At 44.3% G+C, this 17,730-nt stretch carries 16 protein-coding genes; 8 read left to right on the top strand and 8 right to left on the bottom strand.

Translation table 11 applies throughout. The features are described 5' to 3' along the window. Positions 1-166 precede the first annotated feature (166 nt). Positions 167-760: a phosphatase PAP2 family protein gene (locus R3O62_RS14960; protein WP_005777688.1), complete on the top strand. Its 594-nt coding sequence runs from the start codon at positions 167-169 to the stop codon at positions 758-760. 82 nt (positions 761-842) lie between these two features. Here the strand turns inward: R3O62_RS14960 and R3O62_RS14965 are convergent, their stop codons facing one another. The 6 genes from R3O62_RS14965 to thiD form a co-directional block, all read right to left on the bottom strand. Beyond that, entirely contained in the window at positions 843-1,052 is a 210-nt protein-coding gene (locus R3O62_RS14965; RefSeq protein ID WP_317472556.1) for a winged helix-turn-helix domain-containing protein, read from the bottom strand. Positions 1,053-1,776: 724 nt separating this feature from the next. After that, positions 1,777-1,947 carry a hypothetical protein gene (locus R3O62_RS14970; protein WP_005806034.1) on the bottom strand — a complete coding sequence of 57 codons (171 nt, stop codon included), beginning with the start codon at positions 1,945-1,947 and terminating at the stop codon, positions 1,777-1,779. A 40-nt stretch (positions 1,948-1,987) separates the two neighbouring features. Further along, positions 1,988-2,857 (bottom strand): succinate--CoA ligase subunit alpha, encoded by an 870-nt coding sequence (gene sucD / locus R3O62_RS14975; RefSeq protein WP_005820220.1) that lies wholly within the window; start codon positions 2,855-2,857, stop codon positions 1,988-1,990. Continuing rightward, positions 2,854-4,002, bottom strand: a complete 1,149-nt coding sequence (gene sucC, locus R3O62_RS14980; RefSeq protein WP_022012734.1) for an ADP-forming succinate--CoA ligase subunit beta — start codon at positions 4,000-4,002, stop codon at positions 2,854-2,856. The genes sucD and sucC overlap by 4 nt, the downstream gene beginning before the upstream one ends. Before the next feature lie 255 nt (positions 4,003-4,257). Next, positions 4,258-5,145 (bottom strand): ACP S-malonyltransferase, encoded by an 888-nt coding sequence (gene fabD / locus R3O62_RS14985; RefSeq protein WP_234070747.1) that lies wholly within the window; start codon positions 5,143-5,145, stop codon positions 4,258-4,260. A gap of 102 nt (positions 5,146-5,247) precedes the next feature. Next, on the bottom strand, positions 5,248-6,081 hold the full coding sequence (gene thiD / locus R3O62_RS14990) for a bifunctional hydroxymethylpyrimidine kinase/phosphomethylpyrimidine kinase (RefSeq protein ID WP_234070744.1): 834 nt from the start codon (positions 6,079-6,081) through the stop codon (positions 5,248-5,250). Between the two features lie 342 nt (positions 6,082-6,423). Here thiD and R3O62_RS14995 point away from each other — a divergent pair, with 342 nt between their 5' ends. The 4 genes from R3O62_RS14995 to xylE all read left to right on the top strand — a co-directional run bounded on the left by R3O62_RS14995 (position 6,424) and on the right by xylE (position 11,636). Then, positions 6,424-7,155, top strand: a complete 732-nt coding sequence (locus tag R3O62_RS14995) for an NUDIX hydrolase (protein WP_005806044.1) — start codon at positions 6,424-6,426, stop codon at positions 7,153-7,155. A gap of 50 nt (positions 7,156-7,205) precedes the next feature. After that, on the top strand, positions 7,206-8,711 hold the full coding sequence (locus tag R3O62_RS15000; protein ID WP_317472555.1) for a xylulokinase: 1,506 nt from the start codon (positions 7,206-7,208) through the stop codon (positions 8,709-8,711). 92 nt (positions 8,712-8,803) lie between these two features. Then, on the top strand, positions 8,804-10,123 hold the full coding sequence (gene xylA, locus R3O62_RS15005; RefSeq protein ID WP_122142200.1) for a xylose isomerase: 1,320 nt from the start codon (positions 8,804-8,806) through the stop codon (positions 10,121-10,123). A gap of 64 nt (positions 10,124-10,187) precedes the next feature. Then, entirely contained in the window at positions 10,188-11,636 is a 1,449-nt protein-coding gene (gene xylE, locus R3O62_RS15010) for a D-xylose transporter XylE (RefSeq protein WP_022012729.1), read from the top strand. A gap of 555 nt (positions 11,637-12,191) precedes the next feature. Here the strand turns inward: xylE and R3O62_RS15015 are convergent. Further along, complete coding sequence (locus tag R3O62_RS15015) at positions 12,192-13,400, bottom strand: alkaline phosphatase family protein (RefSeq protein ID WP_317472554.1); 1,209 nt, start codon at positions 13,398-13,400, stop codon at positions 12,192-12,194. Between the two features lie 105 nt (positions 13,401-13,505). Here R3O62_RS15015 and R3O62_RS15020 point away from each other — a divergent pair, with 105 nt between their 5' ends. From R3O62_RS15020 to R3O62_RS15030, 3 genes are all read left to right on the top strand, one after another. Beyond that, positions 13,506-15,047, top strand: coding sequence for a carbon-nitrogen hydrolase family protein (locus R3O62_RS15020; RefSeq protein ID WP_005777718.1), 1,542 nt, complete (start codon positions 13,506-13,508; stop codon positions 15,045-15,047). 115 nt (positions 15,048-15,162) lie between these two features. Next, positions 15,163-15,795, top strand: coding sequence for a peroxiredoxin (locus R3O62_RS15025; RefSeq protein ID WP_005777720.1), 633 nt, complete (start codon positions 15,163-15,165; stop codon positions 15,793-15,795). Positions 15,796-16,005: 210 nt separating this feature from the next. Next, entirely contained in the window at positions 16,006-16,251 is a 246-nt protein-coding gene (locus R3O62_RS15030; protein ID WP_005777722.1) for an RNA recognition motif domain-containing protein, read from the top strand. A gap of 72 nt (positions 16,252-16,323) precedes the next feature. On the opposite strand, the gene R3O62_RS15035 is transcribed toward R3O62_RS15030, so the two are convergent. After that, the gene (locus tag R3O62_RS15035) at positions 16,324-17,715 is read right to left on the bottom strand and encodes a cytochrome-c peroxidase (protein ID WP_005777723.1); all 1,392 of its coding nucleotides are present in this window, start codon (positions 17,713-17,715) and stop codon (positions 16,324-16,326) included. Between the last annotated feature and the right edge of the window lie 15 nt (positions 17,716-17,730).

The raw sequence follows: 17,730 nt of genomic DNA on the forward strand, positions 1-17,730 counted from the left end.
AGATTGAGTTATCTACTTTCGTTCGATCTTTGCAGCTCCCGGAATATTTATTAATATGAATGTTATAATAAGACAAATAATATTTTCATATTAATTGTTCCTAATGTCTTCTGCATCAAAAGAATTATCTTTGTAGGCATATACTATAAACCTATAATAGAACGAAATGAGTCCACGTAAATTAATACTTTGGCTATTTGCCTGTACCCTTATAGTATGTGCCCTGCGGGCCGGGTTATTGACAAGTGCAGATCAATATATCTATCATCTGCGGAATATGCATGCTTCGACTTTTGCATATCGGTATGATGATTTTCTACCCTATCTACCGATTGTTGTCATGTTTATATTGAAACTTGCAGGAGTAAAAAGTCGTAGTAACTGGAAACGTATGCTCGTTTCAACTGCATTTGCGTATGTCTTAATGGGAGCAGTAGTCATCTCCATGAAATCATTGGCGGGTGTTCTCCGTCCAGACGGTTCGGATTTTCTTTCCTTCCCTTCAGGCCATACGGCTACTGCTTTTACGGCTGCTACTCTTTTATATAAAGAATATGGCTTCAAGACTCCTTTAGCCACCATTGCCACTTTCCTGCCGGCTGTTGTTACCGGCTTCACACGCCAATTAAACAATCGTCATTGGCTAAGTGACGTATTGGCTGGTGCTACCATTGGCATCATGATGGTAGAGTTAGCTTATTTTCTGACAAATTTAATTTTTAGGAAAGAGAGTGACACGCATACTTGTCCTAAATCGTAAGAAATATAATAGGGATTATCCGGTGACGAATAATCCCTATTATATTTCTTAGACTCTGACAGTCAATTCTCTTAAAGTAAAATCAGAAAGCATCATGACTGACATATAGCAGGTAGTTGTGTCTCTGAATAAAAATATTATTTTCTCTGGCTAACCAACCTACTGCAAGTGCAACATCTTCAGCGCTGAGGTTAATTTTCCGACTAAGTTCCTGAATAGATATTTTTTCCCTCATTTCATTCAGGGTGCGCCATACTTTGCCGGCGTTTTCTCCAATTGTTTCTAATTCCATTTTACATTATTTGGTTATGTTCCTAATATACAGAAAAACATTCAAATACAGAATTTTTAAGTCATGTTTTTATTCTGGTTTTGCATTTTTTAGTGTAAATCTCAAGTACTCTTTACCGGATAATCCGGCTTTGGAACAAGAAGAGTAAAATAAACCATATTTGTGCAAATAATAAGGGGGATTAACTAAAAAAGGAGTCCGCGATAATCCCGGCCTCCTTTTTCAAACGTTTTTTTCAATCAAACTCTGTTTTATAATCCTTTATTCATGGAGCATTACATAGCCCCAAATCATAGAATCGGAATTACCGATTCTATCAAACAATCTTTTTACCCATTTCATAATCTCAAATTTTTATGTTATACCTTGAAAACATTACAAATGTAAGGGAGAAATATGACGATTGAATTGACGTAGGATAAAAAGGCTGTTTTAAACTGTTTGTTTTTGATGTATGTCAATGATTGCAGGATAATCCTGTTACATCTTATCAAAGAATAACCCGACAAAGAGTAAATGTGAAAATAAATAGTTAAAAGATGGATGAAAACGGAACAAAGTAGATAAAATACCGTCTTATTATAAATGTTATACAACTGATAAAGTGAGGGAGCCGTACACCCTTTATGCGTAGCCATTCCCGAAGGTAACCGGGAGTATTCTATTTCCTTTGAAAAAGCCCGTACAATTTTTGTACGGGCCTTTTATTATGCAGAAAAGTGATTCAATCGTTATTATCTTCCTCGTCGTCGACCAAATTATTAAGTTCCACTTCCAGATCAACCAACTCTTGCTCCCATATCTTCAGTATCTCTCTGGGGGTATCTTTGGGAGCTTTCTTAATTCTTTCCTGAGCAAGAGATACCTCATGCTCTAATTCCTTGCGCCTGCTCATATCGTTAAGTCTATAAGTTTGATGAATTAAAATGATTTGTTCAAAAACGACCCTTTAACAGGTCCGGTATTTCCGAAGGTTCGCCGGCGACCCTGATTCCTGCAATCTCCAATGCTGAAATTTTTTCGGCAGCAGAACCGGAACTTCCGGATATAATGGCTCCGGCATGTCCCATCTGCTTGCCTGGCGGGGCAGATTGCCCTGCAATAAATGCTACTACAGGTTTAGTTACATGTTCACGAATATATGCTGCGGCCAGTTCTTCTGCATTTCCTCCGATCTCACCAATCATAACAATAGCATCTGTTTGAGGATCATTCTGTAACATTGCCAACAATTCACGGAAATAAAGTCCGACAACAGGATCTCCTCCCATGCCGATAGCGGTGGATTGCCCCATACCTTCGGCTGTGAGATGTGACACGATTTCGTAAGTCAGTGTTCCGCTTCGGCTTATCACTCCTATATTGCCCGGACTGAATACCTGTCCGGGAAGAATACCTACCAGACTTTTCCCCGGAGAGATAAGCCCCGGACAGTTTGGTCCAATCAGTTTTGCTCCTTTCTGTTCAGCAAACCGATAGGCTTTTATCACGTCCAGTGTCGGAATTCCTTCTGTAATGCAAATAATCAATCGGATACCTGCATCGGCAGCTTCCATAATAGCATCAGCAGCAAAACGGGCCGGTACAAAAATAATAGATGTATTGGCCTGTGTGCGGCGGACAGCTTCATACATGGTATTGAATACCGGAAAGGTATCATCTACCATTGTGCCTCCTTTTCCGGGCGATGTGCCACCCACTACATTAGTTCCATATTCAGCCATCTTTTTTGCATGAAAGAGTCCGTCCCTGCCTGTAATTCCCTGTACCAGGAGTCGGGTGGATTTATCAATAAGTATGCTCATATTGATTCTTTTTTTAATGATTCTACAGCCATCCGAGTAGCTTCTTCCATTGTTTGTGCTACCTGAAAACGACTATTTTTACTCAATAATTCACGTCCCATACGTTCGTTCGTGCCCGTCAGTCGTACAATAATAGGGATATCCGTATGTATCTGGTCAAATGCCTGCAATAGTCCGACAGCCACGTCATCACCTCGGGTGATGCCACCGAAAATATTGATAAAGACAACCTTTACCTTTTTATCATCCAGCAATAATTTCATTGCTTCTATTACTTTGATAGGATTCGAGCTACCGCCAATATCAAGAAAATTTGCCGGATTACCTCCATAAAGTTTAATCATATCCATGGTTGCCATAGCTAAACCGGCTCCGTTAACCATACAGCCAATTTCGCCATCCATACGGACATAACTGAATCCCCTCTCTTTGGCAATAGCTTCAAGCTTTTCATCTTCTGTAGGTTCTGATAGTTTCTGCAAATCCGAATGACGGTAAAGTGCGTTATCATCAAGCACCATTTTCGCATCAATTGCCAGTAATGTACCCGTAGGGGTAAGTACCAATGGATTAATCTCAGCCAGTGAGGCATCCTTTTCAATAAATGCTTTGTAAAGGTTTTGAATAATGGTTGTCATCCGATTGGCCTGCTCTGCTTGTTCGAATAGAGAGAAAGCAAATTTACGTGCCAGATAATCGGGAATCCCGACCAGAGGATCAATGTTGTAACGCATTATTTTTTCGGGATATTGACGAGCCACTTCCTCAATGTCCATGCCACCGGCTGCACTCATGATCAGTACAACAGAACGTGTATTACGATCTATCGTAAAACTGATATAATATTCTGCGGCGATATTGATGGCTTCACTAAGAAGGACTTTGGTTACGGGATATCCTTTAATGGTCATCCCCAAAATCGTTTGAGCATATTGATAGACATCCCTGTCGTTATCGGCAAGTTTTACCCCACCGGCTTTTCCACGGCCCCCGGTCAATACTTGTGCCTTAATTGCGACCCGGTTTACACCCATACGGTGGTAAGCGGCTACAGCGCCGTCTGCAGTATGGCACAAAGCATGTCTTTCGACAGGTATTCCGTAAGAGGAGAAAATCTCTTTTGCCTGATATTCGTGTACTTTCATTGGACAAATAGGTTTGTTTCTAATTATAACAAAAGCATAGGCAAAAAGGTTGCAAAGTACTCAGGACACGCCAGATATGTCCACCCATCGGATTCACTTGTGCAAAATGGGTATAAAGGCAACTGGATATCTCCTTAAAACCAGAAGGAAGATTGTAAAATCAAGATATCGGATATGTTATTTTAAAAAAGTAACACCGAAACCCTATAGAAAGAGTTTCGGTGTTGTATTTAGAAAAAGTCTTCAAAAAGACTTTTATGCAATTCCGTGAGCAGATACTGTAGAGTCGATCTTCTTGATCAGCCCTTGTAATACGGCGCCCGGTCCACATTCTGTGAAGTCGGTAGCACCGTCGGCAACCATATTCTTTACGGTTTGAGTCCAGCGTACAGAAGCTGTCAATTGAGCAACCAGGTTCTTTTTGATTTCTTGCGGATCTGTATGAGGCAGAGCATCCACATTCTGGTAAACCGGACATTTCGGAGTGTGGACTTCGGTTGCGTTGATAGCAGCTTCCAGTTCTACTTTGGCAGGACCCATCAGAGGAGAGTGGAACGCTCCACCTACCTTCAGCGGAAGTGCACGTTTTGCTCCGGCTGCCTTCATCAGTTCGCAAGCTTTCTCGATTCCCGGTACAGATCCGGAAATTACAATCTGTCCCGGACAGTTGTAGTTAGCCGGTACACAAACTTCGCCTTCGGCGACAACAGCCGCACAGATTTCTTCTACTTTCTCATCAGGCAGAGCGATAATGGCAGCCATTGTAGAAGGAGTAGCTTCACAAGCCTTCTGCATTGCCATGGCACGTGCATAAACCAGTTTCAAACCGTCCTCAAAAGAAAGAGCACCGGCAGCAACCAATGCAGAAAACTCACCCAATGAGTGTCCGGCAGTCATTTCCGGTTTGAAATCGTCCCCCATGCAAAGCGCAGAGATAACAGAATGAAGGAATACAGCAGGTTGGGTAACCTTGGTCTGGCGGAGGTCTTCATCAGTACCGTTGAACATAATATCTGTAATGCGATATCCCAGGATATCATTTGCTTTTTCAAACAATTCTTTTGCTAAAGCTGAAGTTTCATACAGGTCTTTGCCCATACCTACGAACTGGGCGCCTTGACCGGGGAATACAAATGCTTTCATATTTTTGTTTTTTAATTTAATTTGCGGGTGCAAAGTTATATATTTTTGCAATATGATAGCACAGAATTGACAAAATTGTGCAATAGAGAAGTGTTTTTCGGTTTATTCCTCTTCTTTATCTTCCCATATACTGGCTTTTTCCGGTCCCCAGAAATGACACAACGGACCGTTGCCATGACCGACAATTATTTCTTTTCCGGCATCAATGGCCCTGCTGACATATGTTTTAGCTTTGCCTACTGCCTGATCCATTGGAAGTCCTGATGCCAGATAGGTGGCGATTGAAGAAGAGAGAGTACATCCGGTACCATGTAAATTCCGGCTTTCTATTTTTCTCTCCTTATATATATAGGTGTTTCCGCCCGCAAACAATACATCCTGCATTTCGTTTCCCTGCAAGTGTCCTCCTTTCACCAATACCGCAGTATGATACATCGTGGAGAGCGTCCGGGCCGCATCTATCATCTCTTCCACTGTGGTTATTTTCATTCCTGTCAGCACTTCCGTTTCATCCAGATTGGGAGTTATCAGGATTGTTTGCGGGATAAGTTCTTCTTTAATCAACTGTATTGCATCGTCAGTCATTAATTTCCGCCCACTGGTAGACACCATAACGGGGTCATAAACCACCGGGCGGTGAGGGTATTTTCGTAAGCAATCCGCAATCACTTTTACGAGGAGCGGTTCACTTACCATACCTATTTTCAGAGTATCCGGACATAAGTCGTCCATTACCGCTTCAATCTGTCCCTGCACAATCGCAGCGGGAACCGTGTGTACAGCCTTCACTCCCCTTGTATCTTGTACGGTGACTGCGGTAATCACCGATGCCGCGTATGCGCCCAGAGCAGAAATCGTTTTAATATCTGCCTGTATACCCGCCCCTCCCGAACAATCGGAACCGGCAATAGAAAGAACAACCGGATAACGTTTCATTTTAGTTTTTTTTAATAATTCCACAACAAAGATAGGATAAAAACAAAGAAGATACAAAATGACACACCTTATAAAATACAATAAGTCCGCCGTAAAACCAATGGTCTGCCATCAATCGAAAGAGCTGATTATAAAGTATCCCCGTCTTTTTGTACTTTCTACAATTACTGTCTTTCCTGGAAGGTAGAAATACATATTGTTGTATATACAATAAGATGAATACTCCTTAGTGTAAAACATACGATATGTATATATATGAAAAACAATGCTTTATAGCATATAATTTAATTGCTTACCAGATGAGAATATCTCTATATTTGCAATGTTCAAAGACTAAATATTATGCATGACATACCGAAACAAACCCCATTGGCAAACAATCATATCTCAGTAGACTGTGTAGTGATTGGTTTTGACGGAGAGCAACTCAAAGTCCTGTTGATTAAGCGGGTAGGAGAGGAAAACGGAGAAGTTTACCATGATATGAAGCTTCCCGGGAGCCTGATCTACATGGATGAAGACCTGGACGAAGCAGCACAACGTGTTTTATTCGAACTGACAGGTATCCGGAGCGTCAACCTGATGCAATTTAAAGCATTTGGTTCTAAAAACCGGACGAGCAATCCTAAAGATGTGCGTTGGTTGGAACGGGCAATGCAATCGAAAGTAGAGCGCATTGTCACCATAGCTTATCTATCGATGGTAAAGATAGACCGGGCGTTGGACAAAAACCTGGATGAGTTCCAGGCCTGTTGGGTGGCACTGAAAGACATAAAGACGTTAGCTTTTGACCATAATCTGATTATCAGAGAAGCGCTGATTTATATCCGGCAATTTGTGGAGTTCAATCCTTCGATGCTGTTTGATCTGCTGCCGCGCAAGTTTACCGCTTCCCAACTTCGGATCTTGTTCGAACTGGTATACGACAAAGCAGTGGATGTACGCAACTTCCATAAAAAGATAGCCTTGATGGAGTACGTCGTACCATTGGAAGAAAAACAAACCGGAGTGGCCCACCGGGCAGCCCGCTATTATAAATTCGACAAAAAGATATATAATAAGGTAAGACGGTAAGTCTTATGGAGATTTTATTTTAAATCACAAATTAATTAATAAACAAGATCATGTTTTTATTAGGGTATGACATAGGCAGCTCGTCCGTCAAAGCGAGCTTGGTAGATGCCGGGACAGGCAAATGTGTCGCTTCCGCATTCTTTCCGAAAACGGAGGCAGGCATTATTGCCGTACGCTCCGGATGGGCAGAACAGGAACCGGAAGACTGGTGGGAGAATCTGAAACTCTCCACACAGTCCGTCCTTTCAGAATCGGGGATAGCTGCCGGAGACATCAAGGCCATCGGCATCTCTTATCAGATGCACGGCCTGGTATGTGTAGACAGACAGCAGCGCGTGCTGCGCCCGGCTATAATCTGGTGCGATTCGCGTGCGGTCCCCTATGGACAAAAGGCGTTCGAAACAATCGGAGAGGAGTTTTGCCTTGCGCACTTGCTCAATTCTCCCGGCAATTTTACCGCTTCTAAACTGGCATGGATAAAGGAAAACGAGCCGCACATTTACGCACAGATTGATAAAATTATGTTGCCGGGTGATTATATTGCCATGAAACTGAGCGGAGAAATCTGTACGACAGTCGAAGGGCTTTCCGAAGGTATGCTTTGGGATTTCCGGAATGACCGTACGGCAGATTTCCTAATGCAATATTATGGGTTCGATTCCTCTCTGATAGCCGACATCCGGCCAACTTTCGCCGAACAGGGACTATTAACCGGGAGTGCTGCCCGGGAACTTGGATTGCAGGAAGGTACACCGATCACTTACCGTGCTGGCGACCAACCTAACAACGCTCTTTCATTGAATGTATTTAATCCGGGTGAAATAGCTTCCACTGCCGGAACGTCGGGAGTCGTATACGGAGTAAACGGGGAAATCAGCTATGATCCGCAGTCGCGTGTCAACACCTTTGCGCATGTCAATCATACTGCCGCGAATCCACGTCTGGGTGTATTGCTTTGCATCAACGGAACAGGGATTCTCAATTCGTGGATAAAACGCAATGTCGCTCCGGAAGGCATCTCATATACAGAGATGAACCGCCTTGCTTCACAGGTTCCGGTTGGCAGTGCAGGCATCAGCATTCTGCCTTTTGGTAACGGGGCGGAACGCATGCTGAACAACCGGACGACCGGTTGCAGTTTTCACGGAATTGACTTCAACATGCATGACAAGGCGCATTTAATCCGTGCGGCACAGGAAGGCATCGTCTTTTCCTTTAAATATGGTATCGATATTATGGAAGGAATGGGTATCCCTGTCGAAAAGATCCATGCCGGACATGCCAATATGTTTCTCAGCCCCATTTTTCGTGAGACATTGGCCGGCACGACGGGAGCTACCATCGAACTTTATGACACAGATGGTGCTGTCGGCGCAGCCAAGGGTGCCGGGATGGGAGCAGGCATCTACAAAAGCCATCAAGAGGCTTTCGCGTCACTCGACAAGCTGGAAGTCGTTGAACCCGATCCGGCCCGGCAACAGGAATATGCCGATGCATATAGACGTTGGAAACAATGCCTGGCCCGATCTATGCAGATGAATAAAGAAAACGAATAATCATAAGATAAAAAAATGAATCATCAAAGCTGTCTCCTGTGCTTTCTCCAAATGAAGAAGGAGCGGGCGAAGCTCCTAAAATTTTAAATAATATGGCAACAAAAGAGTACTTCCCGGGTATAGGGAAAATTAAGTTCGAAGGTAAAGATAGTAAGAACCCGATGGCATTTCGTTATTACGATGCCGAGAAAGTGATTAACGGCCGCAAGATGAAAGACTGGCTGAAGTTTGCAATGGCGTGGTGGCATACACTTTGTGCCGAGGGCGGTGACCAGTTTGGAGGCGGAACCAAACAATTTTCATGGAACGGTGACCCTGATCCCTTACAGGCAGCCAAGAACAAGATGGATGCAGGTTTTGAGTTTATGCAGAAGATGGGTATTGGATACTATTGTTTCCACGACGTAGACTTGGTTGCAGAAGCTGATACCATCGAGGCCTATGAAGCCAACCTGAAAGAGATGGTTGCCTACGCAAAGCAGAAGCAGGCCGAAACCGGTATCAAACTATTGTGGGGAACAGCCAATGTATTCAGCCATGCCCGTTACATGAACGGTGCGGCTACCAATCCCGATTTCGATGTTGTGGCCCGTGCTGCCGTTCAGATTAAGAATGCGATTGACGCCACTATAGAACTGGGGGGGACAAACTATGTCTTTTGGGGCGGACGCGAAGGATATATGTCGCTGCTGAATACTGACCAGAAACGAGAAAAAGAACATCTGGCACAAATGCTCACCATTGCCCGTGACTATGGCCGCGCACAAGGTTTCAAAGGCACCTTCCTGATTGAGCCGAAACCCATGGAGCCGACCAAGCACCAGTATGATGTCGACACCGAAACCGTCATCGGTTTCCTGAAAGCTCACGGGCTGGAACGCGACTTCAAAGTGAACATTGAAGTGAACCATGCCACCCTTGCGGGACATACATTTGAACACGAACTGGCAGTGGCTGTAGATAACGGTATGTTAGGATCTATCGATGCAAACCGCGGCGACTATCAGAATGGATGGGATACCGACCAGTTCCCGATTGATAACTTCGAACTGACACAGGCCATGATGCAGATTATCCGTAATGACGGCTTGGGCAACGGCGGAACAAACTTCGACGCCAAGACCCGCCGGAACTCTACCGATCCGGAGGATATTTTCATTGCCCACATTGCCGGAATGGACGCGATGGCACGTGCTTTGGAAAGCGCAGCCAATCTGCTCAATGAATCTCCTTACCGGAAGATGCTGTCCGAACGCTATGCCTCGTTCGATACAGGTAAAGGGAAAGAGTTTGAAGAAGGTAAAATGTCTCTGGATGAACTTGTTGCTTATGCAAAATCCAATGGTGAGCCGAAACAAACCAGTGGTAAACAGGAGTTGTATGAAGCGCTCGTTAACATATACTCACTATAAGTCCGTACAATGCGGTTTGCAGACAGTTTCCGTCTGCAAACCGTAATTCAAAAAAGCTAATGCCATGAATCATACCAACGAAGGTAGCAAGCTCTACCTGTATTCCATTACATCGGTAGCCATCCTGGGCGGACTGTTGTTCGGCTATGACACCGCTGTGATTTCGGGAGCTGAGAAAGGGCTCGAAGCCTTCTTCCTCACAGCCACAGATTTTCAATACGACAAAGTGATGCACGGCATCACCTCTTCAAGTGCACTGATTGGTTGCGTACTGGGTGGTGCATTGTCCGGCATCTTTGCTTCACGGTTGGGTCGCCGCAACTCGCTGCGACTGGCTGCCGTTCTCTTTTTCCTTTCGGCACTGGGGTCATATTACCCCGAGTTCCTGTTCTTTGAATATGGAAAAGCTGATATGAACCTGCTTATAGCCTTTAACCTTTACCGCATCGTAGGTGGTATCGGTGTGGGGCTGGCATCTGCCGTCTGTCCGATGTATATTGCCGAAATAGCACCATCCAATATCCGGGGTACACTGGTGTCCTGCAATCAGTTTGCCATTATTTTCGGCATGCTGGTAGTCTACTTTGTAAACTTCTTGATTTTGGGTGACCACCAAAATCCGATCATCCTGAAAGATGCCGCTGGTACACTTTCCGTCAGCAGCGAATCGGATATGTGGACCGTAACCGAAGGATGGCGATACATGTTTGGTTCCGAAGCTTTTCCGGCTGCCTTCTTCGGCATGCTGCTCTTCTTTGTACCCAAAACTCCCCGCTATCTGGTGATGATCGATCAGGATCAGAAAGCATATTCCATTCTAAAGAAAGTGAACGGAGCCGCCAAGGCACAAGAAATCTTGGCGGATATAAAGGCTACTTCGCAGGAAAAGGCAGAAAAGCTGTTCACTTATGGCGCAACAGTGATTGTCATCGGTATTCTGCTTTCCGTCTTCCAGCAGGCCATCGGCATCAATGCCGTGCTTTATTACGCACCTCGAATATTCGAAAATGCCGGCGCCGAAGGCGGAGGAATGATGCAAACCGTCATTATGGGGATTGTCAACATTATCTTCACACTGGTAGCCATCTTTACCGTCGACCGTTTCGGTCGTAAGCCCTTACTCATCATCGGGTCCATCGGTATGGCGGCCGGGGCATTCGCCGTTGCCTTGTGCGACAGCATGGGCGTTAAGGGGATACTTCCCGTGCTGTCGGTAATTGTATACGCAGCCTTTTTCATGATGTCGTGGGGACCTATTTGCTGGGTACTGATATCCGAAATCTTCCCCAACACCATCCGTGGCAAAGCCGTAGCCATTGCCGTAGCATTTCAATGGATATTCAATTATATTGTTTCGTCCACCTTCCCTGCCCTCTATGATTTCAGTCCGATGTTTGCTTACAGCCTTTATGGGGTCATTTGTGTGATTGCCGCACTGTTTGTATGGCGTTGGGTGCCCGAAACCAAAGGAAAGACATTGGAAGATATGAGTAAACTTTGGAAAAAACATTGATGGGAGAGGATTCTTGCCCCATTCCACTTTGAAAGCAGAATGGTCTGAATACTGACCGAATGTAGCATATACTTATCTATTGCTGACATGCACTTTTTATGAATCCGGCGAACCGGAAGCGTAATAACATGAAGCCTATAGTCCTACCCCTCTCAGAAGTAACGTGAGAGGGGTAGAACGATAGGCTTTCGGACAAATTACAGTAAGCAAAGAGAGAAAATGGTTACTGCATTTGCTCATTATGCCGTAACCATCCCGTCCGGATGATTACTACATTTGCCCCATATGGTATAATGATATTATAAAATGGTAAGAACGCAGACTTTTTTTCTCTATTTGAGCGCAAAAGATCAACAAGCGAAAAATAGAAAAAAGATCACTGTTTAGAGTCAACTCCGATCATAAAGATTAAAATAACGCAAGCCTGTTGTGCATATTGTAATAAATACGCGCAATAGGCTTTCATTCTTAAATAGACTGATTCAAATTCCGGGCGTTTTTTTTGTCCGCCTTGCCCGTTGGACAGAAATATGCTATTCTACACGCAGTAGATTATCAAAAAGACAGATCTTTCAGAATGTCTTTTATCCTTTCAAACTGTCCGTCCGTTTTCTCCGGAGTGATCTTCATCAAATACGCCAGTAACGGATAAATATCTACATTGACAAAACCTTTCGATTCATATCCTTCCTTAAAATCGGGACCGCAGGCACGAAACATTACTTGCATATCCGGACTTTGCGGAAAATAACCATGAGCACCTTTCAGCGCACGCGGCACGTCGGTAAATTGCCATCCCAATTCGGGAGCCACTACAATATCTCCAACACGGTCACTGCTTCCGTAATTCAGCTCAGCAGGAATCTCTTCTTTTTTCCAAACATGGATGTGGGCTACATTCTTTAAAGCATTGTATACCGAGTCACGATATTCCGGCTTGGTAAAGATAGAAGTCGGTGTCCGCCCGTCTACCGCTTCGCACCATTCCGGACGCAGATATTTATTCATATCTACCACCCGGTCGTCACTGATTTCCGTCATCCCATGATCGGCAGTAACAATCAGGTTGACATCTTTTCCGAAGGGGAGAGCAGCGATTCCCTGTCGCAACATTCCTATCAGACTATCCATACGATGTACGATAGCGGCAGCTTCCGCGCTGTGAGGACCATGATGATGCGTCACTCCATCCGGCTCCTCAAAGTAAAGCATAACAAAACGGGGACGTTCCGCTTCCGGCTTTCTCAGCAGAGCTATGGTCGAATCTACCCGTTGCTCAAAAGTAAGACGGGGCTTTTCTGCATATTCCCGGTAATAAGTGGGGCAGCAACCTTTAATGGCAATATCCGAACCTACCCAATAGATGTTTCCTGTTTTTACACCTTGCTTCTGAGCTGTTATCCAAATCGGTTCACCCAGATAATAGTCGGGATTGTTTCGTGTGGCAGGATCTCCCATGGAGTATTGCCGATGCCGTTTTACATCCCAGAAAGTGTTGTTGATAATACCGTTATGGTCAGGTACCAGCCCCGTAGCCAATGTATAATGGTTGGGGAAAGTAGATGCCGGATAGGAGGGGAGCATAGTTGCCTTAACCCCTTCGCGGGCCATCTGGTTCAGGTTAGGGGTATCATACATCTCCGGATAATCCCAGCGGAAGGCATCCAACGAAACAATTACGGTGTAGTGCGGAGCCTTGTCCTGCGCTGCCAAAGTAAAAATAAAGAAAACATAGCAGCAGAAAGAAATAATAAATTTACGCATACTCTTGATAGTTGTTATGAAGTGCAAAGGTATAAAATTATATGAAAGCTGTCCGGTTATAAAGATAAAGCTTACCTTTGCAACGTTTTTTTAATACAAGTTACTATGGATTATCCTCATAAAATTAATAAGGTACAGATCCGTAACCTCCAGATTGAAGATTACGCTCAATTATCCCAATCGTTTACACGTGTATATTCGGACGGAAGTGATGTCTTCTGGACACACGGACAGATTGAGAAACTAATCAAGATTTTCCCCGAAGGGCAGATTGTAACCGTAGTCGACGAGAAGATCGTTGGCTGTGCACTCTCTATCATTGTAGATTATGATAAAGTGAAGAACGACCACACTTATGCCCAAGTCACAGGGAAGGAGACTTTCAATACCCACACAGCCCAAGGAAATATCCTATATGGCATCGAGGTCTTTATTCATCCCGAATATCGCGGATTACGGTTGGCACGGCGCATGTACGAATATCGCAAAGAACTTTGCGAAACGCTTAACCTGAAAGCGATCATGTTTGGCGGACGTATTCCGAATTACCATAAATATGCTGACAAGATGCGTCCCAAAGAGTATATTGACCGCGTACGCCAGCGGGAAATCTACGACCCGGTGCTCACTTTTCAACTTTCCAATGATTTCCACGTTCGGAAGGTGATGACCAATTATCTGCCGAATGATGAAGAATCCAAACATTATGCTTGCCTGTTGCAATGGGATAACATTTACTATCAGCCCCCTACACAGGAATACCTCGCTCCCAAAACGACGGTTCGCGTAGGATTGGTGCAATGGCAGATGCGCAGTTACAAAACTTTGGACGACCTTTTCGAACAAGTAGAATTTTTCGTTGATGCCGTATCCGACTATAAAAGCGACTTTGTGCTTTTCCCCGAATACTTTAATGCGCCACTGATGTCAAAGTACAATGATAAAGGCGAATCACAAGCTATCCGCGGACTGGCCCAATATACCGAGGAAATCCGTGACCGCTTTATCAATCTGGCAATCAGCTACAATATCAATATCATTACGGGCAGCATGCCGCTAATAAAAGAGGACGGACTGTTGTACAACGCCGGTTTCCTCTGCCGGCGTGACGGAACTTACGAAATGTATGAAAAGCTTCATGTCACTCCGGACGAAATAAAGAGCTGGGGACTGAGCGGGGGCAAACAGTTGAAAACATTCGAAACAGACTGTGCCAAGATCGGCATATTGATTTGTTATGATGTAGAGTTTCCCGAACTTTCCCGGCTGATGGCCGACCAGGGAATGCAGATTCTGTTTGTGCCGTTCCTCACCGATACTCAAAATGCTTATTCACGTGTACGGGTCTGTGCACAGGCACGTGCCATTGAGAACGAATGTTTTGTTGTAATAGCCGGCAGCGTAGGCAATCTTCCCCGTGTACATAACATGGACATTCAGTATGCCCAGTCTGGGGTATTTACACCTTGCGACTTTGCCTTCCCGACGGACGGAAAGCGCGCCGAAGCCACTCCAAATACGGAAATGATCCTGGTTTCGGACGTAGATCTCGATTTGCTGAACGAGTTGCATACTTATGGCAGTGTACGTAACCTGAAAGATCGCCGGAACGATGTATATGAAGTGAGATTTAAGAAGCCGCAATAGATTTTGTCTATTATCCGATAGATATTATAAATCGTTAAACTTTGGTAGCAAACAAAGATTCTGATAGCTTTGTTTCCGAAATGAATCGTTTAATAACTTCTAAAACAAGAAAATTATGAGATCATTAATTGGAAAACAAGCGCCGAAATTTGATGCCACGGCCGTAATCAATGGGCATGAAATCGTTCAGGACTTCTCGTTGGATCAGTATAAAGGGAAAAAGTATGTAGTATTCTTCTTCTATCCGATGGATTTTACTTTTGTATGCCCCACCGAACTGCACGCATTTCAGGAAAAGCTCGACGAGTTTGAAAAACGGAACGTAGCTGTGGTAGGTTGCTCGGTCGACTCTGAATATTCTCATTTCTCCTGGTTGCAGATGCCCAAGAGCGAGGGAGGTATCCAAGGCGTGAAGTATCCTATTGTGTCCGACTTTTCTAAATCAATCTCTGAAAGTTACGGAGTACTGGCCGGGAGCTATGCTCCCGATGAAAATGGCAATTGGGTATGCGAAGGGGCACCGGTGGCTTTCCGCGGTCTGTTCCTGATTGACAAAGAAGGTGTAGTGAGACATTGTGTCATCAACGACTTACCATTGGGACGTAACGTAGACGAAGTACTGCGTATGGTGGATGCCTTGCAACATTTTGAAGAGTATGGCGAAGTTTGTCCGGCCAATTGGTCGAAAGGTAAAGATGCCATGAAAGCAACCGAAGACGGAGTGGCCAGCTATCTGAGTAAACATTAATAGAGACACATCTGTAAGAAAAAAGGGCGTTTATTGAAAAATAAATGCCCTTTTATAGTTGATAATCCAAATATTATGGCGTTCTTTGCTGCCGAAAACAATTGATCGTTTTATTTTACTCTATTTTCTACTGAATCAGTCGAATCCGGATCTAATCTCAAACTTCTGTTGTTTCTAAATTTATTTATCAATTTTTATTTTTTTTATTTTATGAACATGTACATTGGAAACCTTAGCTATCGTGTTAAGGAAGCAGATTTGAGACAAGTAATGGAAGAGTACGGAACAGTTGATTCAGTAAAACTGATCACCGACCGCGAGACTCGCAAATCTAAAGGATTCGCATTCGTTGAAATGCCGAACGACGACGAAGCCAAAAATGTTATCGCTGAGTTGAACGGTGCTGAATACGAAGGCCGTCAGATGGTTGTTAAAGAAGCCCTGCCTCGTAACTAATCCATTTATAGCATAAAACTAAAAAGGATACTCTTTGCAGAGTATCCTTTTCTTGTTTTTATCCGGCAGACATTACAATGCCTTGCTCTGATTATCATTGGTCAGTGGTTTACCTTTATACTCTCCGGTCAGTGTTTCCAGGAAAGCTACTATTTTATTCAGTTCATCTTCCGGCAGATTCTTGTCTACCTGATATTTGGCCATATAATCCACAGCCTCCTTCATTGTTTTCATGCTACCGTCATGAAAGTAAGGAGCTGTCAGGGCAATGTTTCTTAAACCGGGAACTTTGAAACGATGTTTATCACGATCATTTTGGGTCTGTTTGAAGCGTCCGTTATCTTCTTCTGTCAATTCAATGCCACGATCTGCAAAATAATCTCTCTTCACACCCATTAACTCGTAAGACTGACCACCCAAAGTTTCACCTACATGGCAAGTAGCGCAATCGTATTTCTTAAACAATTCGTATCCGGCAAGTTCCATATCGTTAATAGCAGTCTTTTCACCTTTCAGATAAAGGTCGAAACGAGAATTGGGAGTGAGCAATGTCTTTTCGAACTCTTCGATAGCGTCAGTGATATTCTTTTCCGAATATCCGTCGGGATATACAGCTAAAAAGGCTTTGGTGAAATTAGCGTCCTGTTCGAGTTTTGCAATGATTTCGTCAAAAGACTGGCAAGCCATCTCGACCGGATTCAACGGAGGACCGGCAGCCTGCTCGGCAAGTGTTCCGGCACGTCCGTCCCAGAACTGCACGAAATTGTAGGCAGCATTGTATACCGTCGGAGCATTCACACCTCCGAATTGTCCACCTACACCTTCTGAATATTGCTTGTTGTCTACCCCTCCCGTATTCAATCCATGGCATGATGCACATGAAACGGTGTTGTCGGCCGAAAGGCGAGTATCGTGATAAAGCATATCTCCCAAAATCACTTTACGCATATCTACCGGAATGGAATCAGCGATGGGACGCACCGGCTCGTTAGCGAATTCGGCTGAAGCCAGCCCGTTAGCATAATGTGCCAGACGGTGTTGTTTTGCCCACGCCATAGCCATTTCCTTTTTAGCATCTGTCACACTGGCTCCCCAGTGTACCATATAGTAGGCATGTTTGGGCATTGTTCCGTCCATGATCACTTTCTCTACTTTGGCCAAAGCCACTTTTCCTACAGGTTTACCGACTTTTAAGGCTTCAGCCATTTCGGTCATGTCAAAAGCGCGATAACCTTGTTCCACGTCCTTCTGAACCATTCCGCCGGCAACAGGCCAGTTTGCATAAAAAGGAAGATCCGGACTACCCGAATGGCATTGCAGGCAGCCACCGGAAGTAATGATCTCTTGCATCTGAGCGTCAGCGGCAAGCTCTTTTGACGGAGCCTGATTTACGACGCGGTAAGTGATAGCCAAAGCTCCGACCGTCACCAGTAATGCGATGATAAATTTTGTACTTTTCTTCATTGTGGATTCTTTTAG

Source organism: Bacteroides hominis, from assembly GCF_033042785.2.
GTDB classification, from domain to species: Bacteria; Bacteroidota; Bacteroidia; order Bacteroidales; family Bacteroidaceae; genus Bacteroides; species Bacteroides hominis.

Coding starts and splice junctions, on each gene's coding strand:
- R3O62_RS14960 (WP_005777688.1), top strand. CDS start 167: ATGAGTCCACGTAAATTAATACTTTGGCTATTTGCCTGTACCCTTATA.
- R3O62_RS14965 (WP_317472556.1), bottom strand. CDS start 1,052: ATGGAATTAGAAACAATTGGAGAAAACGCCGGCAAAGTATGGCGCACC.
- R3O62_RS14970 (WP_005806034.1), bottom strand. CDS start 1,947: ATGAGCAGGCGCAAGGAATTAGAGCATGAGGTATCTCTTGCTCAGGAA.
- sucD (WP_005820220.1), bottom strand. CDS start 2,857: ATGAGCATACTTATTGATAAATCCACCCGACTCCTGGTACAGGGAATT.
- sucC (WP_022012734.1), bottom strand. CDS start 4,002: ATGAAAGTACACGAATATCAGGCAAAAGAGATTTTCTCCTCTTACGGA.
- fabD (WP_234070747.1), bottom strand. CDS start 5,145: ATGAAAGCATTTGTATTCCCCGGTCAAGGCGCCCAGTTCGTAGGTATG.
- thiD (WP_234070744.1), bottom strand. CDS start 6,081: ATGAAACGTTATCCGGTTGTTCTTTCTATTGCCGGTTCCGATTGTTCG.
- R3O62_RS14995 (WP_005806044.1), top strand. CDS start 6,424: ATGCATGACATACCGAAACAAACCCCATTGGCAAACAATCATATCTCA.
- R3O62_RS15000 (WP_317472555.1), top strand. CDS start 7,206: ATGTTTTTATTAGGGTATGACATAGGCAGCTCGTCCGTCAAAGCGAGC.
- xylA (WP_122142200.1), top strand. CDS start 8,804: ATGGCAACAAAAGAGTACTTCCCGGGTATAGGGAAAATTAAGTTCGAA.
- xylE (WP_022012729.1), top strand. CDS start 10,188: ATGAATCATACCAACGAAGGTAGCAAGCTCTACCTGTATTCCATTACA.
- R3O62_RS15015 (WP_317472554.1), bottom strand. CDS start 13,400: ATGCGTAAATTTATTATTTCTTTCTGCTGCTATGTTTTCTTTATTTTT.
- R3O62_RS15020 (WP_005777718.1), top strand. CDS start 13,506: ATGGATTATCCTCATAAAATTAATAAGGTACAGATCCGTAACCTCCAG.
- R3O62_RS15025 (WP_005777720.1), top strand. CDS start 15,163: ATGAGATCATTAATTGGAAAACAAGCGCCGAAATTTGATGCCACGGCC.
- R3O62_RS15030 (WP_005777722.1), top strand. CDS start 16,006: ATGAACATGTACATTGGAAACCTTAGCTATCGTGTTAAGGAAGCAGAT.
- R3O62_RS15035 (WP_005777723.1), bottom strand. CDS start 17,715: ATGAAGAAAAGTACAAAATTTATCATCGCATTACTGGTGACGGTCGGA.